Below are 21,442 nucleotides of genomic sequence, written 5' to 3'. Positions count from 1 at the left end.
TCCTGAACTAGGCGTTCTTGCGGAACTTCTGAAGCAGCGGACTGAACAGACTCGACTTCGTTTTCTTTGCCTCCGATCGGCCGGTCGTGAGCTGCGCAAGGTTCCGGAACATGTCCGCGACCTTGTGGCTGCCTGCGACCTCCGCAATCATCTGACCGTTATTGGCGGCGGTTCCGAAGAGCTGCGGTTCGAACGGGATGATGGCGGCCGGATCGTCATCGAGTGCCTTCGCGAAGTCCGCAGGCTTGATTTCCGGCCGCTTCGGCACGCCGACCTGATTGAGCGCGTAGAACGGGCGATGGTCGTTGACGCGCGAGGCCTTCAGGTAATCGACGAGATTTTTCGCATTGCGCAGGTTGGCAAGGTCCGGCGCCGCGACGATCAGGATGTCGTCGGCAGCGAGCAGCGTGCGCTTCGCCCAACCGGTCCATTGATGCGGCACGTCGAGCACGATGCATGGCACGGTGGCGCGCAGCGAATCGAAGATCGCATCGAACGCATCCGCTCCGAAATCGTAAACGCGATCGAGCGTCGCCGGGGCGGCAAGAAGGCTCAGATTGTCCGAGCATTTCGACAGCAGCCGATCGACGAAATTCGTATCGATGCGGTCGGGAGAAAATACCGCATCCGCAATCCCCTGCGGTGGGTCCTGGTTGTAATCGAGACCGGCCGTGCCGAAGGCGAGGTCCAGGTCAGTAACAACCGAGTCGAGCGCCAGATCGCGCGCAATCGACCACGCCACGTTATGTGCGACGGTCGATGCGCCGACACCGCCCTTGGCGCCGACCACGGCCAGAATCCGGCCGACAGGCTTGGCATCGGGAGCCGAATACAGCCCGCAGACCGAGCGCACGATATCGAGCGTATTGACGGGCGCTATCAGGTAGTCGCTGACGCCGCGGCGAACGAGCTCACGATAGAGCGTCACATCGTTGTGCCGACCGATCACAACGACCCGCGTGCCCGGGTCACACACTTCGGCAAGCGAATCGAGGCCAGCCAGAACGACTTCCGGGCGCGATTCGAATTCGAGGATGATCACGTTCGGTGTTGGCGCGGAGCGGTAAGCCTCGGTCGCGGCCGTCATGCCGCCCATCTGAATTTTCAGATGGGCCTTGGCCAACCGCCGGTCTTCACCGGCCGATTGGACGGCCGCTGCGGTTTCGACGGATTCGCAGAACGCCTGGATCGAGATGCGCGGCGCCGGCGCGATATGTTCATCGCGCGCCGGCAGCTGCGCCGGATTTGCGTCCATTGCCGATTGTGGGGCGCTTCTCATCATTTCGCGACGTCGCTCACTTTACCCGCGTTCTGGTTCGGATAGTTGGTCTCCGGGCTCTGGCCCTGCCGGTACTTCTCGAGCACCATCGTGCGCCGCGACGTCCAAGTCGGCGCTTCGGCGCGTGGCTGTACGAGGTCTGCCGGATTGGCCACCATCGCAGCGAGATTGCGCTGGTTGGAGCAGCCGAGATTCCAGTAATTCAGGTTGTCGTTATACGCGGCGGTCAGCGTCGGCCCGAGATCGGCGGGCCACAAGCCGCAGGGGCCGGCTTCCGCGACAATGGTCGAGTATCTGAGTTTCAGCGTCGGGAATTTTTCCGGATTGTCCGGCGTGTATGGATGAACCGCGACGCTCTGCATCGGAACGCCCGACGCCGCGAAGATCGATTTGATCTCGCGCATCGCCTGCGACGCGGCGTACTGGTTCTGCGTCCCGGACGGAACATCGATCACGATGCCGCCGGTCGCTTCGCTCTTCCAGACCTTCGCAAAGGAGAGCACCTCGGCCCGTTGCGTCGGCGTCAACGAGCCCCGGCTTTGACCGATGAACACTTCGACTGTGCGCGAACCATCACGCAGTGCGATCTGGTGGCGCTTGCGATAGTCATTCGGGTAGCCGACGGTGTCGTTGGGCAGCATGCATCCGCCAAGAACCGAACCGATCAGGACAATTCCGGCGACCTTGAGCATCAACCTGCCGTCGCGTACGCGGCCGATCGTAAAGATCTGTGACATGCGATCGTCTCCTCGTACGCCCTTAGTCCAGGATGAAACCATACTTGCCGTAATACATGCGGTTCGGATCGACCTTGCCGGGGATGCCGTAGATCTTGTTGAGCCGTCCCATGAAGAAGCTCGACGGATCCGATGTGTCGGCGTAGCCGTCATCGGGGCGCGAGAGATCTTTCGGCGCGACCGCGCGCACGACATAGGGCGTGACAAGGATCATCAGTTCGGTCTGCCGGTTGACGTAGTCGCGGCTCTTGAAGAGCGCGCCCAGAATTGGAAGCTGCATCAGGCCCGGAAGCCCGTTGATCTGCTGCTTGGTCTGCTCCTGGATCAGGCCGGCGAGCGCCAGCGCGCCGCCTGATGGAATCTCCACCGTGGTATCGGCGCGGCGCACCTTCAGCGAGGGGATCTGACGGGCATTCTCGCCAACACCGAATTGCAGGGCGCCTTCGTTCGACAGTTCGGACACTTCGGTCGTCACCTTCATGCTGACGCGGCCTTCCGCCAGCACCACGGGCGTGAAGCCGAGGCTGATACCGAACTTCTTGAACTGGATCTGCGGCTGGCAGCTTGCGGCGCCTCCGGTGACGTTATCGCAGGAATAGCCGGCGAGGATCGGAAACTCGCCGCCCGCCAGGAAGTTCGCGGACTCACCGGAGATCGCGGTGAGGTTCGGTTCGGCGAGCGTGCGGATGACACCGGCACGCTCCATCGCACGCAGGATCGCGTTGACGCGATTGCCACTTCCCGAGGTGAAGGTGCCCGCGACAAAGTTCTCCGGAACGAGTGCAGAGCCGTGGACGGGGAACGGATTCTGGTTGTTGAAGTTGAGCACCGCCGAGCCGACGCCCACGGTGCCATTCAGATTGACGCCAAGCTGCTTGATGACATCGCGCTGTACTTCGGCAACGGTGACGCGCAGATTGATCTGATCGCGGCCCTTCACGGTGATGGCGTTCACCACCTTGTCGCCTGCGGCGGTCATCCCGGCGGTGCCGGCATTGAGAAGCCGGCCAGCCACGGCGAAAGCGGTTTGTGCATCGGCCGGGGTTGCGGCGATGCCGCTCAGCACGACACCGTCGGTCCCAAGTGCCTCGACGCGAATATCGCTGTCGGGCACGGCGTGCCGAATGGCTTCACGAATGCCGTTGAGATCGCGCTTGACCGCGAGGTCGAAGCCCGCGATCTGGCGGCCTTCGGCGTCGAAAAAGAAGATGCTGGTCTGACCAACCTTGACGCCGATCATGTAGGCGCGACGCGCCGAACGGACGACCGCGTTGGCGATCGTCGGGTCCGCGACGAGGACATCCTTTGCGTCACGCGGCAGATCGATGACCACCGCCTTGCCGACGCCGAGCGACACGGGACGTGAACTTGTCTCGCTGCCAACCACGCTGATCACCGGCGTACGGTACAGATCTGGCTCGGCGGCATGTACGGCGGTCGTCGCCACCGTGGCCAGCGCGGCCACGATGAAAAGCGTCCGGATCGTCGTCTGGTTCGCCATGAAGCGGCTTCCTTCCTTCAACCTATTTCGACGTGGCGGTCGTAGACACGCCGAACCGCACGATGTTCACGCCAGTGCGCCGCGCTGCCGGATTTTCTTCGGCATCGGCGGCAGTCTTTGATGTATCGACGACGCTGCGCAGGGCGAGCGACAGGACGCCGGCCTGCTTGCCGGCTGCGAGAGTTTCAGCCTGGACCGGCGTCAGCTCGAGCGTGACGGTCTTGCCGATCACGACCTTCTGGCCGTTCTTGTCTTCCACCGTCTGGTCGACGGCGAGCACGCGCACATTCGCGATGATGGTCTCGCTGGTGTAGGATTCGATGCCGTTGCGCTTCTCCGCTTCGCGGTCCCGTCGCGCCAGGATCACATCGACATAGTCACCCGGAATGACGAAGCCGCCCGCGCTGGTTTCGGCGCTGATTTCGGTCGCGACTGCGCGCATGCCGGCGGGGAGGATGGCCGACAGGTAGCCCGAGGCGTTCGCTTTCACCAGGCGCGATTCCTGAATCGGCTCGCCGGCAAAGAAAGTGCCGCCGCGCACGATTGAGCCGGCAATCTGTTCGATCGCGTCGGGCCGGTCGCTCTTGCGGATGAAATTCGGACCGGCGGACGCAGCCGGCCACATCTGCCAGCGCAGCTCATCCGGCTTGACGGCTGTGCCCTGGCCGATATCGCTATTCGCGACGAGGACGTCGACGGTTTCGAGCTTCGCCACCGGGGCCGGCGGCGGCGCCTGAACGGCCGATCGGCCTGCCAGCAGTGCCGCGAGGCCACCTGCTGCGACCGCAACCCCAAGGACAATGAGTCGCGCGGCTCTCATACGCTTCACTTTCCACGAATGACGCATTCGGCCGGGACATGGCCGTGAGGGTGAGTTTCACCACCCAAAGGTCAATTCGTGGTTAATGAGCGGTTTGCAAACCAAGTTAATTTTGTCTTGATCTGGCTCGGGAAACGGAACCCGTCAGCCGATGGGAAGCGGCTTCATCCAGATCGTATAGGGATAGACCGCGATCGCGGCGCTGGCGAGTGCGATGCCGTAAGGCACGCCGGCGTCCGCACGATGCAGCCGCAACGCCCAGTCCTGCCCCTCCAGCATGGCCGGCAGCGGCATCAGCCGATAACGCATGATCGCAAGGGTCAGGACGCCTCCGAACAGTGAGGCATAGATCAGATAGGTCATCAGGGGATCGAAACCGAGCCAGAGCGCAGTCGCCGCGGCAAGCTTGGCATCGCCGCCGCCGATCCAGCCGCATGCGAACAGTGTGAAGGTGACTGCCAGAACCGTCAGCCCCGCACCGAGATGCGACAGCAGCTCGGCTCCGCCCATCCCGATCAAAAGCGCCATGACGAAGAACCCGGCGATCAGAAGCAGCGACACCCGGTTCGAGATCGTCATCGTAAACAGATCGCTAAACGCAGCGAAGGCCATAAGCGCCGGAAACAGAAACAGGCGAATGGCGTCTGTCATCATCACAGTCATGGCCGCACTCACAACACCAACCTGACTCTGAAACTAGCAGCCGGCCCTTGCGGTTCAGTTATCGCCGCATACCGTTCCGGAAAAGGCAAAGCCGCGCCCGAGGGGTGACCTCGGGACGCGGCTTCGCACTCGGCCACCAATTACTTCAGGGCGCCCTGGACCGACGTAAAGGTCGAGGTCAGCTTCGTGCCGAGGCCCTGCACGACGGTGATGATGGCGACGGCAATGCCAGCCGCGATCAGGCCGTATTCGATGGCAGTCGCACCCGACTCGTCACCAATGAACTTCTTGAAGGTCACCATTGTTATAGCTCCGTTGAGACAGCGTTTTTGAACCAGACTTGAACCAGACAACCGGTGTGGCCGGCAGTGACGCGAACCTACCGGGCGCGATTGAAAAATCCGTAAGGGCGATGATCCCCGTTTTTGAGGTTGGCTTCATCTTCCGTTAGCGATGATCTCGCCGATGGACGCGATGGGCACGAGGCCGGCGTCGGGAAGACCGCCGAACATGCCGCATCCGGCACGCGGCGCTTGCGCCGGAAACATCGATGAAATGCAGGTTTTTCGAATCGAAGCCGACAGTCAGCCCTGCGGCGAAGGCCCTCTGGCCGCGGCCCCATCCCCGGTAACGGGAAGCAACGCCGAGACCGGCCGGACCAATGTCTTGACCGATTTTTCGGGCTGGCCGTCTGAATCTGAGGTTAAGGAAGATTTGAAGCAAATTTGGAAAGCACTGTCTGGAACGTCGCAAAGCCTCCTGGCGGACGAGCGCGCGAGAAAGGCGAGCCGCCAGTCATTCTGTGACATCCCGTTCGGGAAAGATTCACCAATTTGCGGTGAATTGTCTCTGTGGGATCGTCCTGTCCGGCGTCCACCAGTGTTGATGTGTGCGGAGTAGCGTGATGGCGGCGCGTTCTGGCGTTCGGAGCTTTTTCCGCTCCGCATTTTTTAGCGCGACAGCGCTCGCACTTCTGATGACAGCGGCGCAGGCCGGCGACATTCCCCCAAGCGAAATCCTGAATGTCAGCATGGACGAGGCCAAGCTGATCCGGCTGCCGGATCGCGTGGCCACCATCGTGGTCGGGAATCCACTGATCGCCGACGCGTCGCTGCAGCCGGGCGGGCTTGTGGTGTTGACCGGCAAAGGTTACGGCGCGACCAACTTCATCGCACTTGACCGCCAAGGCAATGCTCTCCTTGAAAAGATCATCGAGGTGCGGGGCGCGATCGACACCGTGGTCGTATACAAGGGCGTCAACCGCGAAACCTATAGCTGTGCGCCGAACTGCCAGCCCGTCATTGCGCCAGGCGACACCCAGCAGTTCTTCAATCAGGCGCTGGTTCAGACCACGGCCCGGAGCACACAGGCGAGCGCGATGTCCGCCCCGCGCTGATCCACAGCGAGCGCCATCGGCGTCGTGGTTTCCGAAGTGTGAATCGCACACTGTTGTTTGTCCGGAACCCGGGCAACCATTCACAAACGCGTCTTTGCTAGAACCTGTTGGTGCGGGCGTCGTGCGCCCGATCAATGGGTGAGCGTTATGTCGAAGGCCGTGAGAAAAGGTGCGACATCGCACTTTGTACGCCGGTTTACACCGCGCATTCTTCGCCGCTTTGCCCGCAAGAAAGACGGCGCTGTCGCGGTCGAATTCGCGATGGTCGCGGCGCCCTTCCTTGCGCTGGTTTTCGCGATCCTTGAAACCGCACTGGTCTTCTTTGCTGGCCAGGTCCTTGAGACAGCCGCGTCGGACTCCGCGCGTCTGATCATGACGGGCCAGGCGCAGAAGAACGGCTTCAACGAGACAAAGTTCAAGGAAGAGGTGTGCAACCGCGTTTTCGGCCTGTTTGATTGCAACACCGGCATCAAGGTCGATGTGCGCACCTACTCGTCCTTCAGTTCGGCCAACATGTCGAAGCCGATCGACGCCAATGGCAACGTCACCTTTACGCCGATGTTTCAGCCGGGAACACCGGGCGACATCGTGGTCGTACGCCTGCTCTACGAGTGGCCGGTTTTCGTGTCGCTGCTCGGACTCAATCTCGCCGACCTGTCCGGCGGCAAACGTCTGCTGATGGCGACAGCTGCATTCCGCAACGAGCCCTATCAATGAAACACGTCATGATCGGCCGTATCGAAAGCATTCTCGCCCGGCTTGTGACCCGGCGCCTGTCCGAGTTCACGCGCGACAAGCGCGGTGTCTCCGCAGTCGAGTTCGCAATGCTGCTGCCGCTGATGCTGACGCTATATCTCGGCGGCGTGGAGGTGTCCCAGGGGATCAGCATCGATCGCAAGGTGACGCTGACCGCGCGCACCGTCGCCGACCTTGTGGCTCAGGTCGCGAGCATCGATACCGCGGGCATCAACGCGGCTCTCGGCGCATCCACGGCCGTCATGGCGCCCTACCCCGACTCGAGTGTGAAGGTCACGGTGTCGGTGATCGATATCGACGCGAACGGCAACGCCAAGATCAAATGGAGCGCCACCAAGAACGGCACCGCGCGTGCGGTCGGCTCCAGCGTGACCCTGCCCGCGGCGCTGAATGTGCCATCGACCTCCCTGGTTTGGGGCGAAGCCTCCTACACATATAAGCCGTCGATCGGCTATGTCGTCACCGGGACGATGAACCTGAGCGATCAGATCTACATGCGGCCGCGGCTGTCCGACACGATCCAGAAGATCTGATGCCATCGCGCGGGGTCGCGCGTCATGCGCGCCCCCGAAGCGGTCGTCACGGGATCGGCAAGCTCGTCGTCGACTTGATCTTCTCCATCGCGAACCGCGACGTGACGTTCTTCAACGGCGAAGACGCAATCAGCTTCTTGTAGAAGGTGTCGTAGGCCTGCATGTCCTGCACGACGACGCGCAGCATGTAATCGACATCGCCGGCCATCCGGTAGAATTCCATCACTTCCGGCATTGCGCTGACCGCGCTCGCGAAGCGGCTGAGCCAGCCCTCGGAATGATCGTCGGTCTCGACCGAGACGAAGACGCTGATACCGAGCCCGACCTTGTCCTGATCGACGATCGCGACCCTCTTCTGAATCACGCCCTCGGCCTCGAGGCGCTGAATGCGCTTCCAGCAAGGCGTGGACGACAAGCCCACCCGCTGGCCGATCTCGGCAACCGAGAGTGAGGCATCTTCCTGCAATGTCAGGAGAATTTTCCGATCAATGGCATCCATGCAGCACCTAGAATATTATTCCATTTTAAGGGTCACAGGATGCTATACATGGAACATTGTTCTCCATGGAAGCCTATTTTTCGGACCTCGCATCAAGAAACTGCTCCACCTCATCCCGCTCCGGCGCTGCCGCACCACCCCCCATTCGGCTGCACTTGATCGCAGCCGTGGCCGCGGCAAAGCGCATCGCCGCCGGGATGGCCTGGCCCTCGGCCAGAGCGAGCGCAAAGGCCCCGTGGAAAACATCCCCCGCGCCCAATGTATCGACCGCCTCGATCCGGAAGGCCGGCAACCGGCGGATCGCACCTTTTTCGAGCCACAGCATGTCCTGCTGCCCGTGCGTGACGGCGAGAAAGGCATCGGTTCGCTCCGCGACCAGCGAGAGCGCGGCGGCAAGATCGTCAGTACCCGCTGTCGTGCGCAGCCCGTCGGTGGAGAACACGATATGCGTGGCCACCGTCAGAAGATCGTCGGTCAGCCGCGTCGGCTTGTCGCCGTCGAGAACGACGATGTTGCCTGCGGCCGCGGCCGCGCGCGCGACCGGCAGCACGAATTCCGGAAAGCGATTATCGATCAGCACGGCATCGGCGCCCGCAATCGCGTTTTGCGGATCGTGTGGCCGCGCAACCTCGATCCTTGGATCGCGGTAACTCACGATGGTTCGTTCGCCATCACCGTCGATGAAGATCGAGGACCGCGACGAGACCGCCCCGTCCACGCGCACGACATGCGCAACATCGATGTTTTCGTATTGAAGCTTGGCCAGAACGTTGTCGCCGGTCAGATCGCGCCCGGGCGGGCCTCCGAGGGGAGAGATTACACGCGTGCGTCCGCCCAGCCGGCTGATTGCAATCGCGGCGTTCGCCGCGCATCCGCCCAGCACGGAAAAGAAATCCTCCGCGCGGGTCTTGGTGCCGGGAGCTGGAAATGCAGACAGGCGATACACATGATCGATCACCGACATGCCGGCGCAAACGATCAGCTTTCCACCGGTGGAGTTAGGTGAAGACGCCATCGCCCTTTTCTACCCACGCGCGGATGATGTGATGGGCGATCGCCACCGGCGGCGGCGTGCCGAGACCTTCCGGATGCGTCCGCATCAACATCGTTGCGGCTTCCTCGCGCGAGAACCAGCGGGCATCCTCAAGCTCGTCGTAATCGACGACGATGTCATGGGAGGTCGCCTCGGCATGGCAACCGATCATCAGCGACGAGGGAAACGGCCAGGGTTGCGAGGCGAAATAGCGGACGCGCCCGCAGCGAATTCCGGCTTCTTCCAGGGTTTCGCGTCGCGCCGCCTCTTCGATGGTTTCGCCCGGCTCGACAAAGCCGGCGAGGCACGACCACATGCCCGGCGCAAAGCGCGACTGCCGGCCGAGCAGGCATCGATCGCCGCTGACCGCCAGCATGATCACGACCGGATCGGTTCGCGGAAAATGCTGCGCCTTGCAGTGCGTGCAATCGCGCCGCCAGCCAGCCTGCACCACCTCGGTCGGATGACCGCAATTGCTGCAGAAGTGTCGCCGCGCATGCCAGTGCAACAGCGCCTTCGCCTCCGCGAGCGGCGCGAGATGATCGGAAGGAACGAGGCCCTGAACCGCGATCGAGCGCAGATCGGTGACGTGAAACCGTTCGTCCGCCTTGAGGGTCTCGATCGCATCATGCGGCAGTGCCACACCGAACCGGCCGGCGTCACGCACAAGACCCAGAAACACGCGCTCGGCCGCCGGGGCCAGGGCTGAGATCTCCCTCGCCGAGAACATCGGATAGAAGCCATCACCCGATCGCTTCAGCACAACCATCTCGCCGCCGACGAGATAGAAGCCGCACGTCTCCTGTGCGGCGCAGGCATCGAGAAATTGCGGATCGATCCGCCGCACGGCGGCGCGATCGAGCTGGCTGTCGACATAGCCGAGCGTCGGCCAGGGGCCGAAGGGGAGCGCTTTCTGCATCGTCAGGACACCCAGAGTTTCTTCTTCATCGCATCCATGAACCGGTCGAGCTCAGTGAAGTCGTGGTCGAGCGGTTCTGCTGCGCCCCAGACCGGCTTCGGCCAGGCCTTATCGGTCTTGCGGCGGGCGATGACATGCACATGAAGCTGGGGGACCGCATTCCCCAAAGCGGCAACGTTCAGCTTGTCGCACTTGGTGACATCTTTCAGCACCCGGCCGACACGAGCGATCTCTACCATCAGCTGGGCCTGCTCGACCTCGTCCAGATCGATGATCTCGACAATGTTCGGCCGCCGCGGAACCAGCAGCAGCCAGGGGTAATTCGCGTCCTTGATGATCAGGACACGCGAGAGCGCCAGATCGCCGAGTTCTATCGTATCCCGCACGAGTTGCGGGTGCAGCGACCATCCATCCGAATTCATGTGATTGTCCAAGGCATTGCGGGAGAGCACAGGTTATCACCTCCCCTGCCGTTTTGCTTGCTTTCGGGGCGGCGAGGCCCGATATAACGCATGGGAGGTTGGCGGTGGGCGAGCCACTCGCCAACCGGGTCAGGTCCGGAAGGAAGCAGCCCTAACGAGCTTCGGTTCGGGTCGCTCGTCAGCCTCCCACCCCTTTTCGTCGCAAATGCAGGTGTCCGGGCCGCGCCGGCGCCTCCAACCCGGAAGCGCGATGAGCGAGACCAGCAACGAGACGCCGGGACAGGGCGCACCGCAGGGTGCGGGCGCCTACCGCGTCCTAGCGCGCCGCTACCGGCCCTCGACCTTCGCCGACCTGATCGGACAGGACGCGATGGTGCGCACGATCTCGAATGCGTTCGAGACCGGCCGCATCCCGCAGGCCTGGATCCTGACCGGCGTGCGCGGTGTCGGCAAGACGACCACCGCCCGCATCCTTGCGCGTGCGCTGAATTATCAATTGCCGGACGGATCGATCAAAGGCCCGACCATCGACATGCCGGTGATGGGCGAGCATTGCCAGGCGATCATCGAAAGCCGCCACATCGACGTGCTGGAGATGGACGCCGCTTCGCATAACGGCGTCGATGACGTCCGCCAGATCAATGATGCCGTGCGCTATGCACCGGTCAGTGCGCGATACAAGGTCTACATCCTTGACGAGGTTCACATGCTGTCGACGGCGGCGTTCAACGCGCTGCTGAAGACGCTGGAAGAGCCGCCGCCGCACGCGAAATTCATCTTCGCGACCACCGAAATCCGCAAGGTACCGATCACGGTTCTGTCGCGTTGCCAGCGCTTCGACCTGCGCCGTGTCGATGGCGACCTGCTGGTGCGGCATCTCTCCGGCATCGCCGAAAAAGAAGACGTCAAGGCTGAGACCGAGGCACTCGCGCTGATTGCGCGCGCCGCGGAAGGTTCGGTGCGCGATTCGCTGTCGCTGTTCGATCAGGCCATTGCGCATGCCGCCGGCGAAGTGCGCGCCGATGACGTGCGGCAAATGCTCGGCCTCTCGGACCGCGCGCGCGTCGTTGATCTGTTCGAGATGCTGCTCAAGGGCGAGATCGCAGACGCTTTGAAGGAATTGCGCGACCAGTATGATTCCGGCGCTGACCCCGCGATCATTCTCTCCGATCTCGCAGAATTCACCCACTTCGTGACGCGTGTGAAGCTCGTTCCCTCCGTTGCCGACGACCTGTCGCTCAGCGAAGCCGAGCGCGTGCGCGGCAAAGCCTTCGCAGCGCAGCTCTCGATGCGCATCCTGTCGCGGACCTGGCAGATGCTGCTCAAGGGCCTCACGGAAGTGCAGCAGGCTGCGCGCCCGGTCGCCGCAGCGGAAATGCTGCTCGTGCGCATCGCCTATGCCGCCGATCTGCCGACGCCCGATGAAGCGATCCGTTCGCTCGCGAATGGCGGAGTCATGGATACGGCTGCGATCTCCGCCCCGCGCAGCAATGGCGGCGGCGCGACAGCGTCCTTCAGTACTGCGCAAGCCGTAGCGCCGATCGCCACGCCACGCAGCGAGGCGCCACGCAGCGGACCGCGCGCGATGGTGGCGCCGGCCTTGAGCGCGGTGCCCCGCCCGGCCGCGGCGCCGGTTGCCGAAGTCTTGAAAATTGGCAGCTTCGAAGAGCTTGTGCAGCTCGCAGCTGACAAACGCGATCTGCGCGTCAAGGCAGCACTGGAGCGCGATATACGGCTGGTCCGCTTCGAGGACGGACAGCTCGAAATTGCGCTCGAAACCGGCGCATCGCAGGCCATCGTCAACGAATTGCCCGGCAAGCTGAAGTCGTGGACCGGCCGGCAATGGGTCGTCGTGTTGTCGCGCGAACCCGGCCAGCCGACATTGAAAGCGCAAATGGATGCGCGCGAGGCCGAACTGAAGCGTGGCGTGCGCGCCGATCCGCTGGTTCAGGCCGTTCTGGAACGCTTTCCCGGCGCGGAAATTGTCGCAGTGCGACCGCGCGAAAACGAGCCGCCGCCAGCCGGAATTGACGGCGATTTCATACCGGATCTTCCGGATGACGACGACGATAGTGATAGCGAAAGGTAAGACATGGCCGATTTCATGGGCATGATGAAGAAGGCCGCCGAGCTGCAGTCGAAGATGCAGGCGATGCAGGCAGAACTCGAGACAGTCGAAGTCGAGGGCGCATCGGGTGGCGGGCTGGTCAAGATCACCTTGTCCGGCAAGGGCGATCTCAAAGCCGTGAAGATCGACGATTCGCTCCTGAAGCCGGACGAAAAGGAAATCCTGGAGGATCTTCTTGTCACGGCCCATGCGGATGCACGCAAGAAATCCGAAAGCGTGATGGCGGAGAAGATGAAGTCGCTCACTGGCGGCCTGCCGCTGCCCGGCGGGTTCAAGCTGCCGTTCGGATAGCAACGACCGAATGACGATTGCGGACGACGATTATCTGATCCGGCCCGATCCGCACGATCCGCGGCTCACCGAGCGCGTGCGCGGAGTGGACCAGACCGGCGCAGAAATCGAAACTGTGGTGACGGTTGAACGTCCGCTGACGATCTTCCTGAATGCGCAGGAAATCGTGACGGCGATGACGATCGGCGATCATCCCGACTATCTTGCCATCGGCTATCTGCTCAATCAGGGCATGCTGCAGCCGGACGATATCGTGACCGGCGTGGACTATGACGAGGAATTGCAGGTCGTCGTCGTGCGCACCGAGCGCGAGACCAACTATGAAGAAAAGCTCAAGAAGAAGGTTCAGACATCCGGTTGCGCGCAGGGCACCGTGTTCGGCGATCTGATGGAAGCGCTGGAGAATGTCACGCTGCCGGCAGTGCCTTTGCGCACGTCATGGCTCTACGCGCTGACGCACAAGATCAACACCACGCCGTCGCTCTATCTGGAGGCCGGCGCGATCCATGGCTGCGTGCTGGCGCAGGAAGATCGCCCGCTTGTTTATATGGAAGACGTCGGCCGTCACAACGCAGTCGACAAGATCGCGGGCTGGATGTTCCAGCAGAAGGTGCCCGCACACGACAAGATTTTCTACACCACTGGCCGCCTCACCTCCGAGATGGTGATCAAGACCGTGCGCATGGGGATTCCGATCCTCGTGTCCCGCTCAGGCTTCACCGCATGGGGCGTCGAGCTCGCCCGCAAGGCCAACCTCACGCTGATCGGCCGCGCGCGCGGCAAGCGTTTCACGGCGCTCGCGGGCATCGATCGCATCATCTTCGATCAGGATCTCAGTTACATCGAGGACGAGAGCGCAAAGCATCGGCGCAAGGCGGCGATGCACGACGATTGAACGCTGCAGCAAATGACTGAGAGAACTTTTGGCCTCATCCTCGCCGGCGGCCTCGCGCGACGGATGGGAGGTGGCGACAAGGCACTAATCGAAATCGGTGGCCGCACAATCCTCGAGCGTGTGATCGAGACCGTGACGCCGCAATGCGAGGGTCTCATTCTCAATGCCAACGGCGATCCGTCACGATTTGCGCGCTTCGGGCTCCCCGTCGTGCCGGACGACATTCCTGATTTTGCCGGCCCGCTCGCCGGCATCCTTGTGGGTCTCGACTGGATCGCTGCGCATCGGCCGGAAATCGATTGGATGGTCAGCGTCCCCGGCGATTGTCCTTTTCTGCCCGCCGACCTCGTCGGCAAGTTGCACGCGGCGCGCTCGGCGTCCGGCGCGCCATTGGCCTGCGCCAAGTCCGGAGACTGGCGGCATCCGGTCGCCGGATTGTGGGCGGTTTCGCTCCGGGCGGACCTGCGGCGCGCTTTGGTGGACGAAGACCTGCACAAGATCGAGGTCTGGACCGCCCGTCACGGCATCGCCATCGCGGAATGGCCGGACCGGCCGGTCGACCCCTTTTTCAACGTCAACACGCCGGAAGATCGCGCCCGCGCCAACGATATCGCGCTCCAATAGCGCCGATGCGGCACCAAGCCGCTTGATCTCTTGCCCCCAAAGTCCATAATGATTCTAATATGTTGGGCCGCATATAGCGCGGGCCTATCAGGTCTTCCGGGGAGGCTATGATGCGGGTTTTTCTGATGTCCTGTCTGGCCGTCGTCGTTCTGGCGGTGTGCGGCTATTTCGCGATGAGCATGGCGCAGCGTGCGAGCGGAACAACATTCGCGACCGAAGGCGCCCGTATCAAGCAGAGCTGGAGCTACCGCAAGATGCTGAACCGGCCGGGTCCGCAGACCGTCGCTCATCAGGTCCCCGAAGGCGACGCCGGCGAAGATTGCAGTGTCGCCACCACCTGGAAGTGGATCGCCATCGATTTCGGCGACGCGGCGGAAGAGAATCCGACCTGCTCCTGACGCGCCCAACTGCGCTCAGCGCGTGAGAATGGCGTAAGGCAGAAATTCGACGGTCGAGCCCGGCTCGACCGTCGTTATGTTTTCGGGAAGTTCCAGAAGCCCGTCGGTTTCGGTCAGCGACGTCAGCACACCCGCGCCTTCCTGCGGATGCCGGAACGCCTCTACGACGCCGTCCGCGGCGCGCTTCAATGCGACACGCACATATTCGCGGCGGCCCTTCTTCTTGCGATAGCTGAACGCCGCACGCACCGGCAGCGTGATCAACGCCGGCGCCATCGCACCCGAGAGTCTCAAGATCAGCGGCCGCACCACACGCACGAAGGTGACGAATGCCGCGACGGGATTTCCGGGCAGCCCGGCGAAGGCAGCGTTCGCACCAGTGGTGGCGCCCGCGATCACACCCATCGCAACCGGCCGCCCCGGCTTGATCGCGACGCGCCAGAACACCAGACGGCCGATCGCTTCGACCGCATCGCGTACGTGATCAGCTTCGCCAGTCGATACGCCGCCAGACGTCAGAACCAGATCGTGCCCGTCGGCTGCAGCTTTCAGCGCCGGTGCAAGCTGCGCAGGATCGTCCGGCAGGATCCCGAGATCGGTTACAGTCGCACCCAGCGACTCGATCAAACCACCAAGAAGCCGCCGGTTCGCATCGTAGAGCGTGGCGCGGCCCAGCGGCAAACCTGGCTCGGTCAATTCGTCGCCGGTCGAGAACAGCGCGACCCGAATGCGACGACGCACCGGCAACTCGGTCAGGCCGAGCGCAGATGCAAGCGCGACGTCTGCGACTGACAGAATGCGCCCGGCGGGTAACGCCACGGCGCCCGCGCAAATGTCTTCGCCGGCAAACCGGCGATTCGAACCGCGCTTCAGACCGGGCGGCACGATCACCTTGCCGTCTTCGACCCGCACATCTTCCTGCATGAACACGGTGTCGGCACCGTCCGGCATCGGCGCGCCGGTGAAAATGCGAATGGCCGTGCCCGGAGCGATCGGATGCACTGCCGCACGACCTGCGGTGATGCGCTCGGCAACAGCGAGGGTCGTATCGGACGCCGGGTCGAGATCAGAATGGCGAACGGCATAGCCATCGACGGCGGAATTATCGAAGGGTGGCAGGCTGATCGACGCTTCGACGTCTGCCGCCAATGTACGTCCGCGCGCAGCGGACAAGGTCACCATCTCGGTTTCGGCCACCGGAGCGATGCGTTCGTCGATGATGCGTTCGAGGTCATCAACCGGAAGCAGCGGCCCGGAAAACGCGAAGCAATCATCGGTCAGCTGCGCCATCAGATCGCATCCGCGTGCGCGCTGATTTCGGCGATCGGGATCGCCTTTGCAAGCAGGAGATCGGCGATGCCTTCGATATCGTTCAGGTCGACAACCGGTACGGTCGCCTGCGGCAGCGGCGTATCCGATGCGATCGCGACGATCCAGCCATCCTCACCCTGCAGCAGCGGCTTGCCGTTCGCCACGCGATGGACTTCGAGCTTGGGGAAGCTCTCGCGCTTGAACCCTTCGACCAGCACGAGATCGACGTCGGACAGCTTCGCGAGCAGTTGCGGCAGGCGCGGTTCCGGATCGCCGCGCAGTTCGTGCATCAATGCCCAACGGTTGCCGGAAACCACCAGCACCTCGGTCGCACCGGCAGAGCGATGTTCGAACGAATCCTTGCCCGGGCGATCGACGTCGAAATTGTGGTGCGCGTGCTTGAGCGTGGAGACGCGCTTGCCGCGCGCGATCAGGCGCGGCAGGACCTTGGTCAGAAGAGTGGTTTTGCCGGAGCCGCTCCAGCCGGCGAGGCCGATAATGCGCATGCGGCGCTTTTACAGCAAAGCGCCCGGCGGGGGTACCACCGGGCGCTTCGGATCGTAAATGCGGAGCCGCCGCTATTCGGCGGGCGTCGCCCTGGCGCCCGTGGGGGCGGCGCCACGCGCGCGCGCCTGCTCCTCTTCCAGCCAGAGGCTGTGGTGCTCGCGCGCCCAGTTCACGTCGACTTCGCCGGTACCCATCGCCTCGAAGGCGCCCTCCATGCCTATGGTGCCGATATAGATATGTGCCAGCATGGCTGCGACGAACAGGACTGCGACGATGCTGTGTACCATCTGCACGGTCTGCATCCCGGATATCGTGAAGTTTCCATAGAAAGGGAACATCAGAAGATAGCCGGAAATCGCCGACGCCGCGCCGCCCAGAACCACGATCCAGTAGATCATCTTCTGGCCGGCATTGAAGCGGTAGGCCGGCGGATGGTCATCGCCGATGATGCCGCCGCCGCGCTTGACCCACTCGGCATCCACGCGATTTGGAATGTTGCCGGCGATCCACATCAGGAAGATCAGGACGACGCCGATCGTGAACGGGAAGCTCACGAAGTTATGCGCGTATTTCGCGGCGAGCGACCAATTGGTGAAAGCCTCGGCGCTCATCAGCGGCATGAGCAAGGGGCGGCCGAACGTGATGTTGAGACCGGTGATGCCGAGAATGATGAAACACGCCGCTGTCATCCAGTGCACGAAGCGCTCGAACGCGCTGAAGCGCACGATCGTGCGTCCCGAGCGTCCGCTCTTCAGCCGCACCATGCCGCGCACCAGATAGAAGCCGACCAGCAGCAGAAGCATGCCGAGGATGGCGATGCCGCCGATCCAGCGCAGCGTCACTTCGTGGAAGTACCGCCAATCACGGCCGGCCGGCTGGATCAACACGCCTTCCTTCTTGTCGGGAATGCTGACCCGCCCCTGCACTCTCTGGAGTTCCTGAAGCAACTGACCTTCCTGAACCGCACTCGCGGTCGGGTTCACGGAGCCGTCGGAATTACGCGTCTGCGCCGCAGCGGGTACGGCCACAAGCACGATGCAAAGCAGCGCAAGCGCGCTGGCGAAGGTCTGAAGCGTCCGTGTGAGCGTCTGCATCCCCGTCTCCTCTTATTCGTGTCGTTGCGAGGGAGCCGGAAGATTTCCCGCCGGCCCATCACGCACAATCAGGATGCGATCGTTTCCCTGTAGGCAGTCTTCCATCCCCAGGCACCGGAACCGTAGCCGCGACGGACCACGCGCTCCTTGTAGATCTGGGCGATGATGTCGCCGTCGCCGGCCAGCAGCGACTTGGTGGAGCACATCTCCGCGCAAAGCGGCAGCTTGCCCTCGGCCAATCGGTTGGAGCCGTATTTCTGATATTCGGCGACGGTGTAGTCGTTGTCCGGGCCGCCGGCGCAGAAGGTGCACTTGTCCATCTTGCCGCGCGAACCGAAATTGCCGACTCGTGGATATTGCGGCGCGCCGAACGGGCAGGCGTAGAAGCAATAGCCGCAGCCGATGCAAAGATCCTTCGAGTGCAGCACCACCGCGTCGGCGGTGGTGAAGAAGCAGTTCACCGGGCACACCGCAGCGCAGGGCGCGTCGGTGCAATGCATGCAGGCCATGGACACCGAACGTTCACCGGGCTTGCCGTCATTGATGGTGACGACACGCCGGCGGTTGATGCCCCACGGCACTTCGTGTTCGTTCTTGCAGGCTGTGACGCATGCGTTGCACTCGATGCAACGATCGGCGTCGCAAAGAAATTTCATACGAGCCATGGTTGCGTCTCCTTAAGCCGCACGAACCTGACAGAGGGTAGCCTTGGGCTCTTGCATGCCCGTGACCGGATCGTAGCCATAGGTGGTGAGCACGTTGACGCTCTCACCCAGCACCACCGGGTCGGTACCCTGCGGATAGTTTCCGCGTTGATCCTCGCCCTGGAACCAGCCGGCGAAGTGGAACGGACACCAGGTCACGCCCTTACCGACACGCTCCGTGACAAGCGCTTTCATGCGCGCCTTGGACGAATGCTCGGCGCCGGTCACCCAGACCCAGCCTCCGTCAGTGATTCCGCGCTCCGCCGCATCGGCAGGATTTATCTCGATAAACATGTCCTGCTGCAGCTCGGCGAGCCACTTGTTGGACCGCGTTTCTTCACCGCCGCCTTCATATTCGACCAGACGGCCGGACGTGAGAATCAGCGGGAATTGCTTCGCAACACCGCGATCCACCGCCGACTTCTGAACATCGAAACCGAGATTGGGTACGCGGAACTGCCGGGCGTTCGGCAGGGTCGGATATTTCGCGACGAGTTCCGGACGCGGCGTGTAGATCGGTTCGCGATGCACAGGGATGGCATCCGGCAAACCGAACGCGTTGGCGCGCGCCTTGCCGTTTCCGTACGGGATGCAGCCGTGCTCGATGGCCACGCGCTGGATACCACCGGACAGATCGATCGACCAGGCCACGGCATCCGGATTCGCAGGATTGATCTTGTTGATCACCGCGAGTTCGGCCTCGGTGAGATCCTTGTCCCAGCCGAGCTTCTTGAGAACGCCGAGCGTGAACTCCGGATAGCCGTCCTTGATCTCGGAATCCTTGGAGTAATAGCCGTTACCGAGGAGGCTGACCTTGCGGGTCGTGCCATCCGGCAGCTTCTCTTCGCGCTCCAGACCAAAGCGGGCGCGGAAGGTACCGCCTCCCTCCTTGACGGAGAGGTTGGTGTTGTACAGGAGCGGCGTGCCGGGATGCTTGAATTCCGGCGTTCCCCAGCACGGCCATGGCAAGCCGTAATAATCGCCCTTGGCCGGCCCCGACGATGCCCTTTGCGTCAGCATGTCGAAGTCTTTCTGGTTGGCCATGTGCATCTTCAGCCGCTCGGGCGACTGGCCGCAATAACCCGTCGACCATCCGCCGCGATTGATCTCGCGAAGGACGTCTTCCGCCACCGGCATGTTGTTCTCGACCTTGATGTTCTTGAACATCAGGTCGGCAAAGCCGAGCTTTTTCGCCAACAGATAGTGAACCTCGAGGTCGTCCTTCGACTCGAAGATCGGCTTGACGATCTGCTCGCCCCACTGAATCGCGCGGTTGGACGCTGTACGCGACCCGGCCGTTTCGTAGCTGGTCGCGATCGGAAGCAGATAGGTATTGTTCTTGCGATTGGGCGCGAGTGCCGCCCAGGTCGTGGGATGCGGATCCGCAACGACGAGGAGATCGAGCTTCTCGATTCCCTCCTGAGCCTTTGGCATGCGGGTCACGGTATTGCCGCCGTGACCGAACACCATCATCGCCTTGATCGTATCCTTCTGCGACACATCCTTCTTGTCGGACAATGTCGCGTCGAACCAGCGGGTCGACGGAATTCCCGGCGTGTTCATCATCTTCACGGGCTTGCCATCGGCACCGGTGATGGTGTCGAAACGGCCCTCGAACCAGGAATAGTCAACCTCCCAGACCCGCGACCAATGCCGCCACGCGCCCTCAACCAGGCCGTAGTAGAGCGGCAGCGTCACGATATCGAGACCGAGGTCGGTCGCACCTTGCACGTTGGTGTGGCCGCGGAAGATGTTCGCACCCGAACCCGGTCCGCCGACATTGCCTGTGGCGAGCAACAATATGCAGCTTGCACGAACGTTGGCGGTTCCGACGGTATGCTGGGTCTGGCCCATCGCCCAGATGAGGCACGAAGGCTTGTCTTTAGCGAACATTTCGGCGACGCGCCGAAGCTGATTACCGGGGACGCCGGAAACGCGCTCGACCTCCTCCGGATTCCACTTCTCGACCTCCTTGCGGATGTCGTCCATGCCGTAGACGCGCTGCTCGATGAATTGCTTGTCTTCCCAGCCATTCTTGAAGATGTGCCACAGCATGCCCCAAAGCACCGGGATATCGGTGCCCGGTCGCAACCGCACATATTCGGTGGCGTGCGCAGCGGTGCGCGTCATCCGCGGATCGGCCACGATGAAGTTGGCGCGGTTCATCTCCTTGCCTTCGAGCAGATGCTGCAAGGAAACCGGATGCGCCTCAGCCGGATTGCCGCCGAGGAAGAACAGCGTCTTCGAATTGCGGATATCGGTGTAGCTGTTCGTCATCGCGCCGTAGCCCCAGGTATTGGCTACGCCAGCGACGGTCGTCGAATGGCAGATACGCGCCTGGTGATCGGAGTTGTTGGTCCCCCAGAAGGCCGCCATCTTACGATTGAGATAGGCACCCTCGTTGGTGAACTTCGCCGAACCAAGCCAGTAGACCGAGTCGGGCCCCGACTTTTCGCGGATCTGCAACAGCTTGTCGCCGATTTCGTTGATCGCGGTGTCCCAGGAAATTCGCGTCCACTTTCCGTCGACGAGCTTGAGCGGATATTTCAGCCGGCGATCGCCGTGCACGAGTTCGCGTGTCGCCGCGCCTTTCGCACAATGCGATCCACGATTGATCGGCGAATCCCATCCGGGCTCCTGTCCGACCCACACGCCGTTCTGCACTTCACCGATGACGGTGCAGCCGACCGAGCAATGCGTGCAGATATTCTTGCGGATGGTGATCGGCGCGCCTCCGGGCTGGCCCGCGGTCGCGGCATCGGCTTTGCGCATGCCCGTCAGCGGCAAGGCGCCGACTGCAGCAAGACCGCCCGCCACGAGACCGGAACGGCGCAGGAAAGTGCGGCGGTCGATGCCCCGCACGGAATTGTCGGCAAGCTGGGCGGCGAGATGACCGCGGCGCTTTTCGCGTTCTGTCCTTTTGATCAGCACG

24 protein-coding genes and 1 other RNA gene are annotated in these 21,442 nt (G+C 62.6%); 10 read left to right on the top strand and 15 right to left on the bottom strand.

Annotated elements, in window-relative coordinates; translation table 11 throughout:
* Nucleotides 1-7: 7 nt before the first annotated feature.
* The 6 genes from VNZ93_RS06230 to VNZ93_RS06205 form a co-directional block, all read right to left on the bottom strand.
* Nucleotides 8-1,282, bottom strand: a complete 1,275-nt coding sequence (locus tag VNZ93_RS06230; protein ID WP_414709990.1) for an AAA family ATPase — start codon at nt 1,280-1,282, stop codon at nt 8-10.
* Entirely contained in the window at nt 1,279-2,016 is a 738-nt protein-coding gene (locus VNZ93_RS06225) for a CpaD family pilus assembly protein (protein ID WP_325701613.1), read from the bottom strand. The genes VNZ93_RS06230 and VNZ93_RS06225 overlap by 4 nt, the downstream gene beginning before the upstream one ends.
* A gap of 22 nt (nt 2,017-2,038) precedes the next feature.
* Nucleotides 2,039-3,517 carry a type II and III secretion system protein family protein gene (locus tag VNZ93_RS06220; protein WP_325701610.1) on the bottom strand — a complete coding sequence of 493 codons (1,479 nt, stop codon included), beginning with the start codon at nt 3,515-3,517 and terminating at the stop codon, nt 2,039-2,041.
* Nucleotides 3,518-3,539: 22 nt separating this feature from the next.
* On the bottom strand, nt 3,540-4,337 hold the full coding sequence (gene cpaB, locus VNZ93_RS06215; protein WP_325701607.1) for a Flp pilus assembly protein CpaB: 798 nt from the start codon (nt 4,335-4,337) through the stop codon (nt 3,540-3,542).
* Between the two features lie 144 nt (nt 4,338-4,481).
* Complete coding sequence (locus VNZ93_RS06210) at nt 4,482-4,991, bottom strand: A24 family peptidase (RefSeq protein WP_325701639.1); 510 nt, start codon at nt 4,989-4,991, stop codon at nt 4,482-4,484.
* A 149-nt stretch (nt 4,992-5,140) separates the two neighbouring features.
* Nucleotides 5,141-5,302: a Flp family type IVb pilin gene (locus tag VNZ93_RS06205; RefSeq protein ID WP_325701604.1), complete on the bottom strand. Its 162-nt coding sequence runs from the start codon at nt 5,300-5,302 to the stop codon at nt 5,141-5,143.
* 208 nt (nt 5,303-5,510) lie between these two features.
* Here VNZ93_RS06205 and VNZ93_RS06200 point away from each other — a divergent pair, with 208 nt between their 5' ends.
* The 4 genes from VNZ93_RS06200 (at nt 5,511) to VNZ93_RS06185 (ending at nt 7,685) form a co-directional block, all read left to right on the top strand.
* On the top strand, nt 5,511-5,900 hold the full coding sequence (locus tag VNZ93_RS06200) for a hypothetical protein (RefSeq protein ID WP_325701601.1): 390 nt from the start codon (nt 5,511-5,513) through the stop codon (nt 5,898-5,900).
* 76 nt (nt 5,901-5,976) lie between these two features.
* A complete protein-coding gene (locus VNZ93_RS06195; RefSeq protein ID WP_325701598.1) occupies nt 5,977-6,396 on the top strand; it encodes a pilus assembly protein N-terminal domain-containing protein in 420 nt (139 codons plus the stop codon).
* Between the two features lie 147 nt (nt 6,397-6,543).
* Nucleotides 6,544-7,113, top strand: coding sequence for a TadE/TadG family type IV pilus assembly protein (locus tag VNZ93_RS06190; RefSeq protein WP_325701595.1), 570 nt, complete (start codon nt 6,544-6,546; stop codon nt 7,111-7,113).
* Entirely contained in the window at nt 7,110-7,685 is a 576-nt protein-coding gene (locus VNZ93_RS06185; protein WP_325701592.1) for a TadE/TadG family type IV pilus assembly protein, read from the top strand. The genes VNZ93_RS06190 and VNZ93_RS06185 overlap by 4 nt, the downstream gene beginning before the upstream one ends.
* A 46-nt stretch (nt 7,686-7,731) precedes the next feature.
* Here VNZ93_RS06185 and VNZ93_RS06180 read toward each other — a convergent pair whose 3' ends face one another.
* The 4 genes from VNZ93_RS06180 to VNZ93_RS06165 all read right to left on the bottom strand — a co-directional run bounded on the left by VNZ93_RS06180 (nt 7,732) and on the right by VNZ93_RS06165 (nt 10,558).
* Entirely contained in the window at nt 7,732-8,184 is a 453-nt protein-coding gene (locus VNZ93_RS06180; protein WP_325701589.1) for an Lrp/AsnC family transcriptional regulator, read from the bottom strand.
* Nucleotides 8,185-8,257: 73 nt separating this feature from the next.
* Nucleotides 8,258-9,199, bottom strand: coding sequence for a PfkB family carbohydrate kinase (locus VNZ93_RS06175; protein ID WP_325701586.1), 942 nt, complete (start codon nt 9,197-9,199; stop codon nt 8,258-8,260).
* Nucleotides 9,183-10,136 (bottom strand): NAD(+) diphosphatase, encoded by a 954-nt coding sequence (gene nudC / locus VNZ93_RS06170; RefSeq protein WP_325701583.1) that lies wholly within the window; start codon nt 10,134-10,136, stop codon nt 9,183-9,185. Before nudC ends, VNZ93_RS06175 begins: the two co-directional genes overlap by 17 nt.
* A gap of 2 nt (nt 10,137-10,138) precedes the next feature.
* Nucleotides 10,139-10,558, bottom strand: a complete 420-nt coding sequence (locus VNZ93_RS06165; RefSeq protein WP_325701579.1) for an HIT family protein — start codon at nt 10,556-10,558, stop codon at nt 10,139-10,141.
* A 93-nt stretch (nt 10,559-10,651) separates the two neighbouring features.
* Here VNZ93_RS06165 and ffs point away from each other — a divergent pair.
* The 6 genes from ffs (at nt 10,652) to VNZ93_RS06135 (ending at nt 14,894) form a co-directional block, all read left to right on the top strand.
* An RNA gene (ffs, locus tag VNZ93_RS06160) (signal recognition particle sRNA small type) lies at nt 10,652-10,748 on the top strand.
* A 60-nt stretch (nt 10,749-10,808) separates the two neighbouring features.
* On the top strand, nt 10,809-12,647 hold the full coding sequence (locus tag VNZ93_RS06155; protein ID WP_325701576.1) for a DNA polymerase III subunit gamma/tau: 1,839 nt from the start codon (nt 10,809-10,811) through the stop codon (nt 12,645-12,647).
* Between the two features lie 3 nt (nt 12,648-12,650).
* The gene (locus VNZ93_RS06150; protein ID WP_325701573.1) at nt 12,651-12,977 is read left to right on the top strand and encodes a YbaB/EbfC family nucleoid-associated protein; all 327 of its coding nucleotides are present in this window, start codon (nt 12,651-12,653) and stop codon (nt 12,975-12,977) included.
* Between the two features lie 10 nt (nt 12,978-12,987).
* Nucleotides 12,988-13,872 (top strand): formate dehydrogenase accessory sulfurtransferase FdhD, encoded by an 885-nt coding sequence (fdhD, locus tag VNZ93_RS06145; RefSeq protein WP_325701570.1) that lies wholly within the window; start codon nt 12,988-12,990, stop codon nt 13,870-13,872.
* 12 nt (nt 13,873-13,884) lie between these two features.
* Nucleotides 13,885-14,496 carry a molybdenum cofactor guanylyltransferase MobA gene (gene mobA, locus VNZ93_RS06140; RefSeq protein ID WP_325701567.1) on the top strand — a complete coding sequence of 204 codons (612 nt, stop codon included), beginning with the start codon at nt 13,885-13,887 and terminating at the stop codon, nt 14,494-14,496.
* 110 nt (nt 14,497-14,606) lie between these two features.
* Nucleotides 14,607-14,894 carry a hypothetical protein gene (locus tag VNZ93_RS06135; RefSeq protein WP_325701565.1) on the top strand — a complete coding sequence of 96 codons (288 nt, stop codon included), beginning with the start codon at nt 14,607-14,609 and terminating at the stop codon, nt 14,892-14,894.
* 15 nt (nt 14,895-14,909) lie between these two features.
* On the opposite strand, the gene glp is transcribed toward VNZ93_RS06135, so the two are convergent.
* The 5 genes from glp to VNZ93_RS06110 all read right to left on the bottom strand — a co-directional run bounded on the left by glp (nt 14,910) and on the right by VNZ93_RS06110 (nt 21,441).
* Nucleotides 14,910-16,184 (bottom strand): gephyrin-like molybdotransferase Glp, encoded by a 1,275-nt coding sequence (glp, locus tag VNZ93_RS06130; RefSeq protein WP_325701562.1) that lies wholly within the window; start codon nt 16,182-16,184, stop codon nt 14,910-14,912.
* The gene (gene mobB, locus VNZ93_RS06125) at nt 16,184-16,711 is read right to left on the bottom strand and encodes a molybdopterin-guanine dinucleotide biosynthesis protein B (protein WP_325701560.1); all 528 of its coding nucleotides are present in this window, start codon (nt 16,709-16,711) and stop codon (nt 16,184-16,186) included. Before mobB ends, glp begins: the two co-directional genes overlap by 1 nt.
* Before the next feature lie 72 nt (nt 16,712-16,783).
* Complete coding sequence (locus VNZ93_RS06120; RefSeq protein ID WP_325701557.1) at nt 16,784-17,806, bottom strand: formate dehydrogenase subunit gamma; 1,023 nt, start codon at nt 17,804-17,806, stop codon at nt 16,784-16,786.
* Nucleotides 17,807-17,874: 68 nt separating this feature from the next.
* A complete protein-coding gene (fdh3B, locus tag VNZ93_RS06115; RefSeq protein ID WP_325701554.1) occupies nt 17,875-18,471 on the bottom strand; it encodes a formate dehydrogenase FDH3 subunit beta in 597 nt (198 codons plus the stop codon).
* Nucleotides 18,472-18,483: 12 nt separating this feature from the next.
* A complete protein-coding gene (locus VNZ93_RS06110; RefSeq protein WP_325701551.1) occupies nt 18,484-21,441 on the bottom strand; it encodes a formate dehydrogenase subunit alpha in 2,958 nt (985 codons plus the stop codon).
* Nucleotide 21,442: the final 1 nt, after the last annotated feature.

It is taken from the genome of Pseudorhodoplanes sp. (assembly GCF_035565795.1).
Lineage (GTDB): Bacteria > Pseudomonadota > Alphaproteobacteria > Rhizobiales > Xanthobacteraceae > Pseudorhodoplanes.
This window is presented reverse-complemented; position numbering and strand designations above follow the sequence as displayed.

Bases quoted from the DNA above. Each gene is read 5' to 3' on its own strand.
- VNZ93_RS06230 (WP_414709990.1), bottom strand. From the start codon at position 1,282: ATGATGAGAAGCGCCCCACAATCGGCAATGGACGCAAATCCGGCGCAG.
- VNZ93_RS06195 (WP_325701598.1), top strand. From the start codon at position 5,977: ATGACAGCGGCGCAGGCCGGCGACATTCCCCCAAGCGAAATCCTGAAT.
- VNZ93_RS06220 (WP_325701610.1), bottom strand. From the start codon at position 3,517: ATGGCGAACCAGACGACGATCCGGACGCTTTTCATCGTGGCCGCGCTG.
- VNZ93_RS06120 (WP_325701557.1), bottom strand. From the start codon at position 17,806: ATGCAGACGCTCACACGGACGCTTCAGACCTTCGCCAGCGCGCTTGCG.
- VNZ93_RS06155 (WP_325701576.1), top strand. From the start codon at position 10,809: ATGAGCGAGACCAGCAACGAGACGCCGGGACAGGGCGCACCGCAGGGT.
- VNZ93_RS06210 (WP_325701639.1), bottom strand. From the start codon at position 4,991: ATGATGACAGACGCCATTCGCCTGTTTCTGTTTCCGGCGCTTATGGCC.
- glp (WP_325701562.1), bottom strand. From the start codon at position 16,184: ATGGCGCAGCTGACCGATGATTGCTTCGCGTTTTCCGGGCCGCTGCTT.
- VNZ93_RS06200 (WP_325701601.1), top strand. From the start codon at position 5,511: ATGCCGCATCCGGCACGCGGCGCTTGCGCCGGAAACATCGATGAAATG.
- VNZ93_RS06135 (WP_325701565.1), top strand. From the start codon at position 14,607: ATGCGGGTTTTTCTGATGTCCTGTCTGGCCGTCGTCGTTCTGGCGGTG.
- VNZ93_RS06185 (WP_325701592.1), top strand. From the start codon at position 7,110: ATGAAACACGTCATGATCGGCCGTATCGAAAGCATTCTCGCCCGGCTT.
- fdh3B (WP_325701554.1), bottom strand. From the start codon at position 18,471: ATGGCTCGTATGAAATTTCTTTGCGACGCCGATCGTTGCATCGAGTGC.
- mobB (WP_325701560.1), bottom strand. From the start codon at position 16,711: ATGCGCATTATCGGCCTCGCCGGCTGGAGCGGCTCCGGCAAAACCACT.
- fdhD (WP_325701570.1), top strand. From the start codon at position 12,988: ATGACGATTGCGGACGACGATTATCTGATCCGGCCCGATCCGCACGAT.
- VNZ93_RS06225 (WP_325701613.1), bottom strand. From the start codon at position 2,016: ATGTCACAGATCTTTACGATCGGCCGCGTACGCGACGGCAGGTTGATG.
- VNZ93_RS06180 (WP_325701589.1), bottom strand. From the start codon at position 8,184: ATGGATGCCATTGATCGGAAAATTCTCCTGACATTGCAGGAAGATGCC.
- VNZ93_RS06205 (WP_325701604.1), bottom strand. From the start codon at position 5,302: ATGGTGACCTTCAAGAAGTTCATTGGTGACGAGTCGGGTGCGACTGCC.
- VNZ93_RS06150 (WP_325701573.1), top strand. From the start codon at position 12,651: ATGGCCGATTTCATGGGCATGATGAAGAAGGCCGCCGAGCTGCAGTCG.
- cpaB (WP_325701607.1), bottom strand. From the start codon at position 4,337: ATGAGAGCCGCGCGACTCATTGTCCTTGGGGTTGCGGTCGCAGCAGGT.
- nudC (WP_325701583.1), bottom strand. From the start codon at position 10,136: ATGCAGAAAGCGCTCCCCTTCGGCCCCTGGCCGACGCTCGGCTATGTC.
- mobA (WP_325701567.1), top strand. From the start codon at position 13,885: ATGACTGAGAGAACTTTTGGCCTCATCCTCGCCGGCGGCCTCGCGCGA.
- VNZ93_RS06165 (WP_325701579.1), bottom strand. From the start codon at position 10,558: ATGAATTCGGATGGATGGTCGCTGCACCCGCAACTCGTGCGGGATACG.
- VNZ93_RS06190 (WP_325701595.1), top strand. From the start codon at position 6,544: ATGTCGAAGGCCGTGAGAAAAGGTGCGACATCGCACTTTGTACGCCGG.
- VNZ93_RS06175 (WP_325701586.1), bottom strand. From the start codon at position 9,199: ATGGCGTCTTCACCTAACTCCACCGGTGGAAAGCTGATCGTTTGCGCC.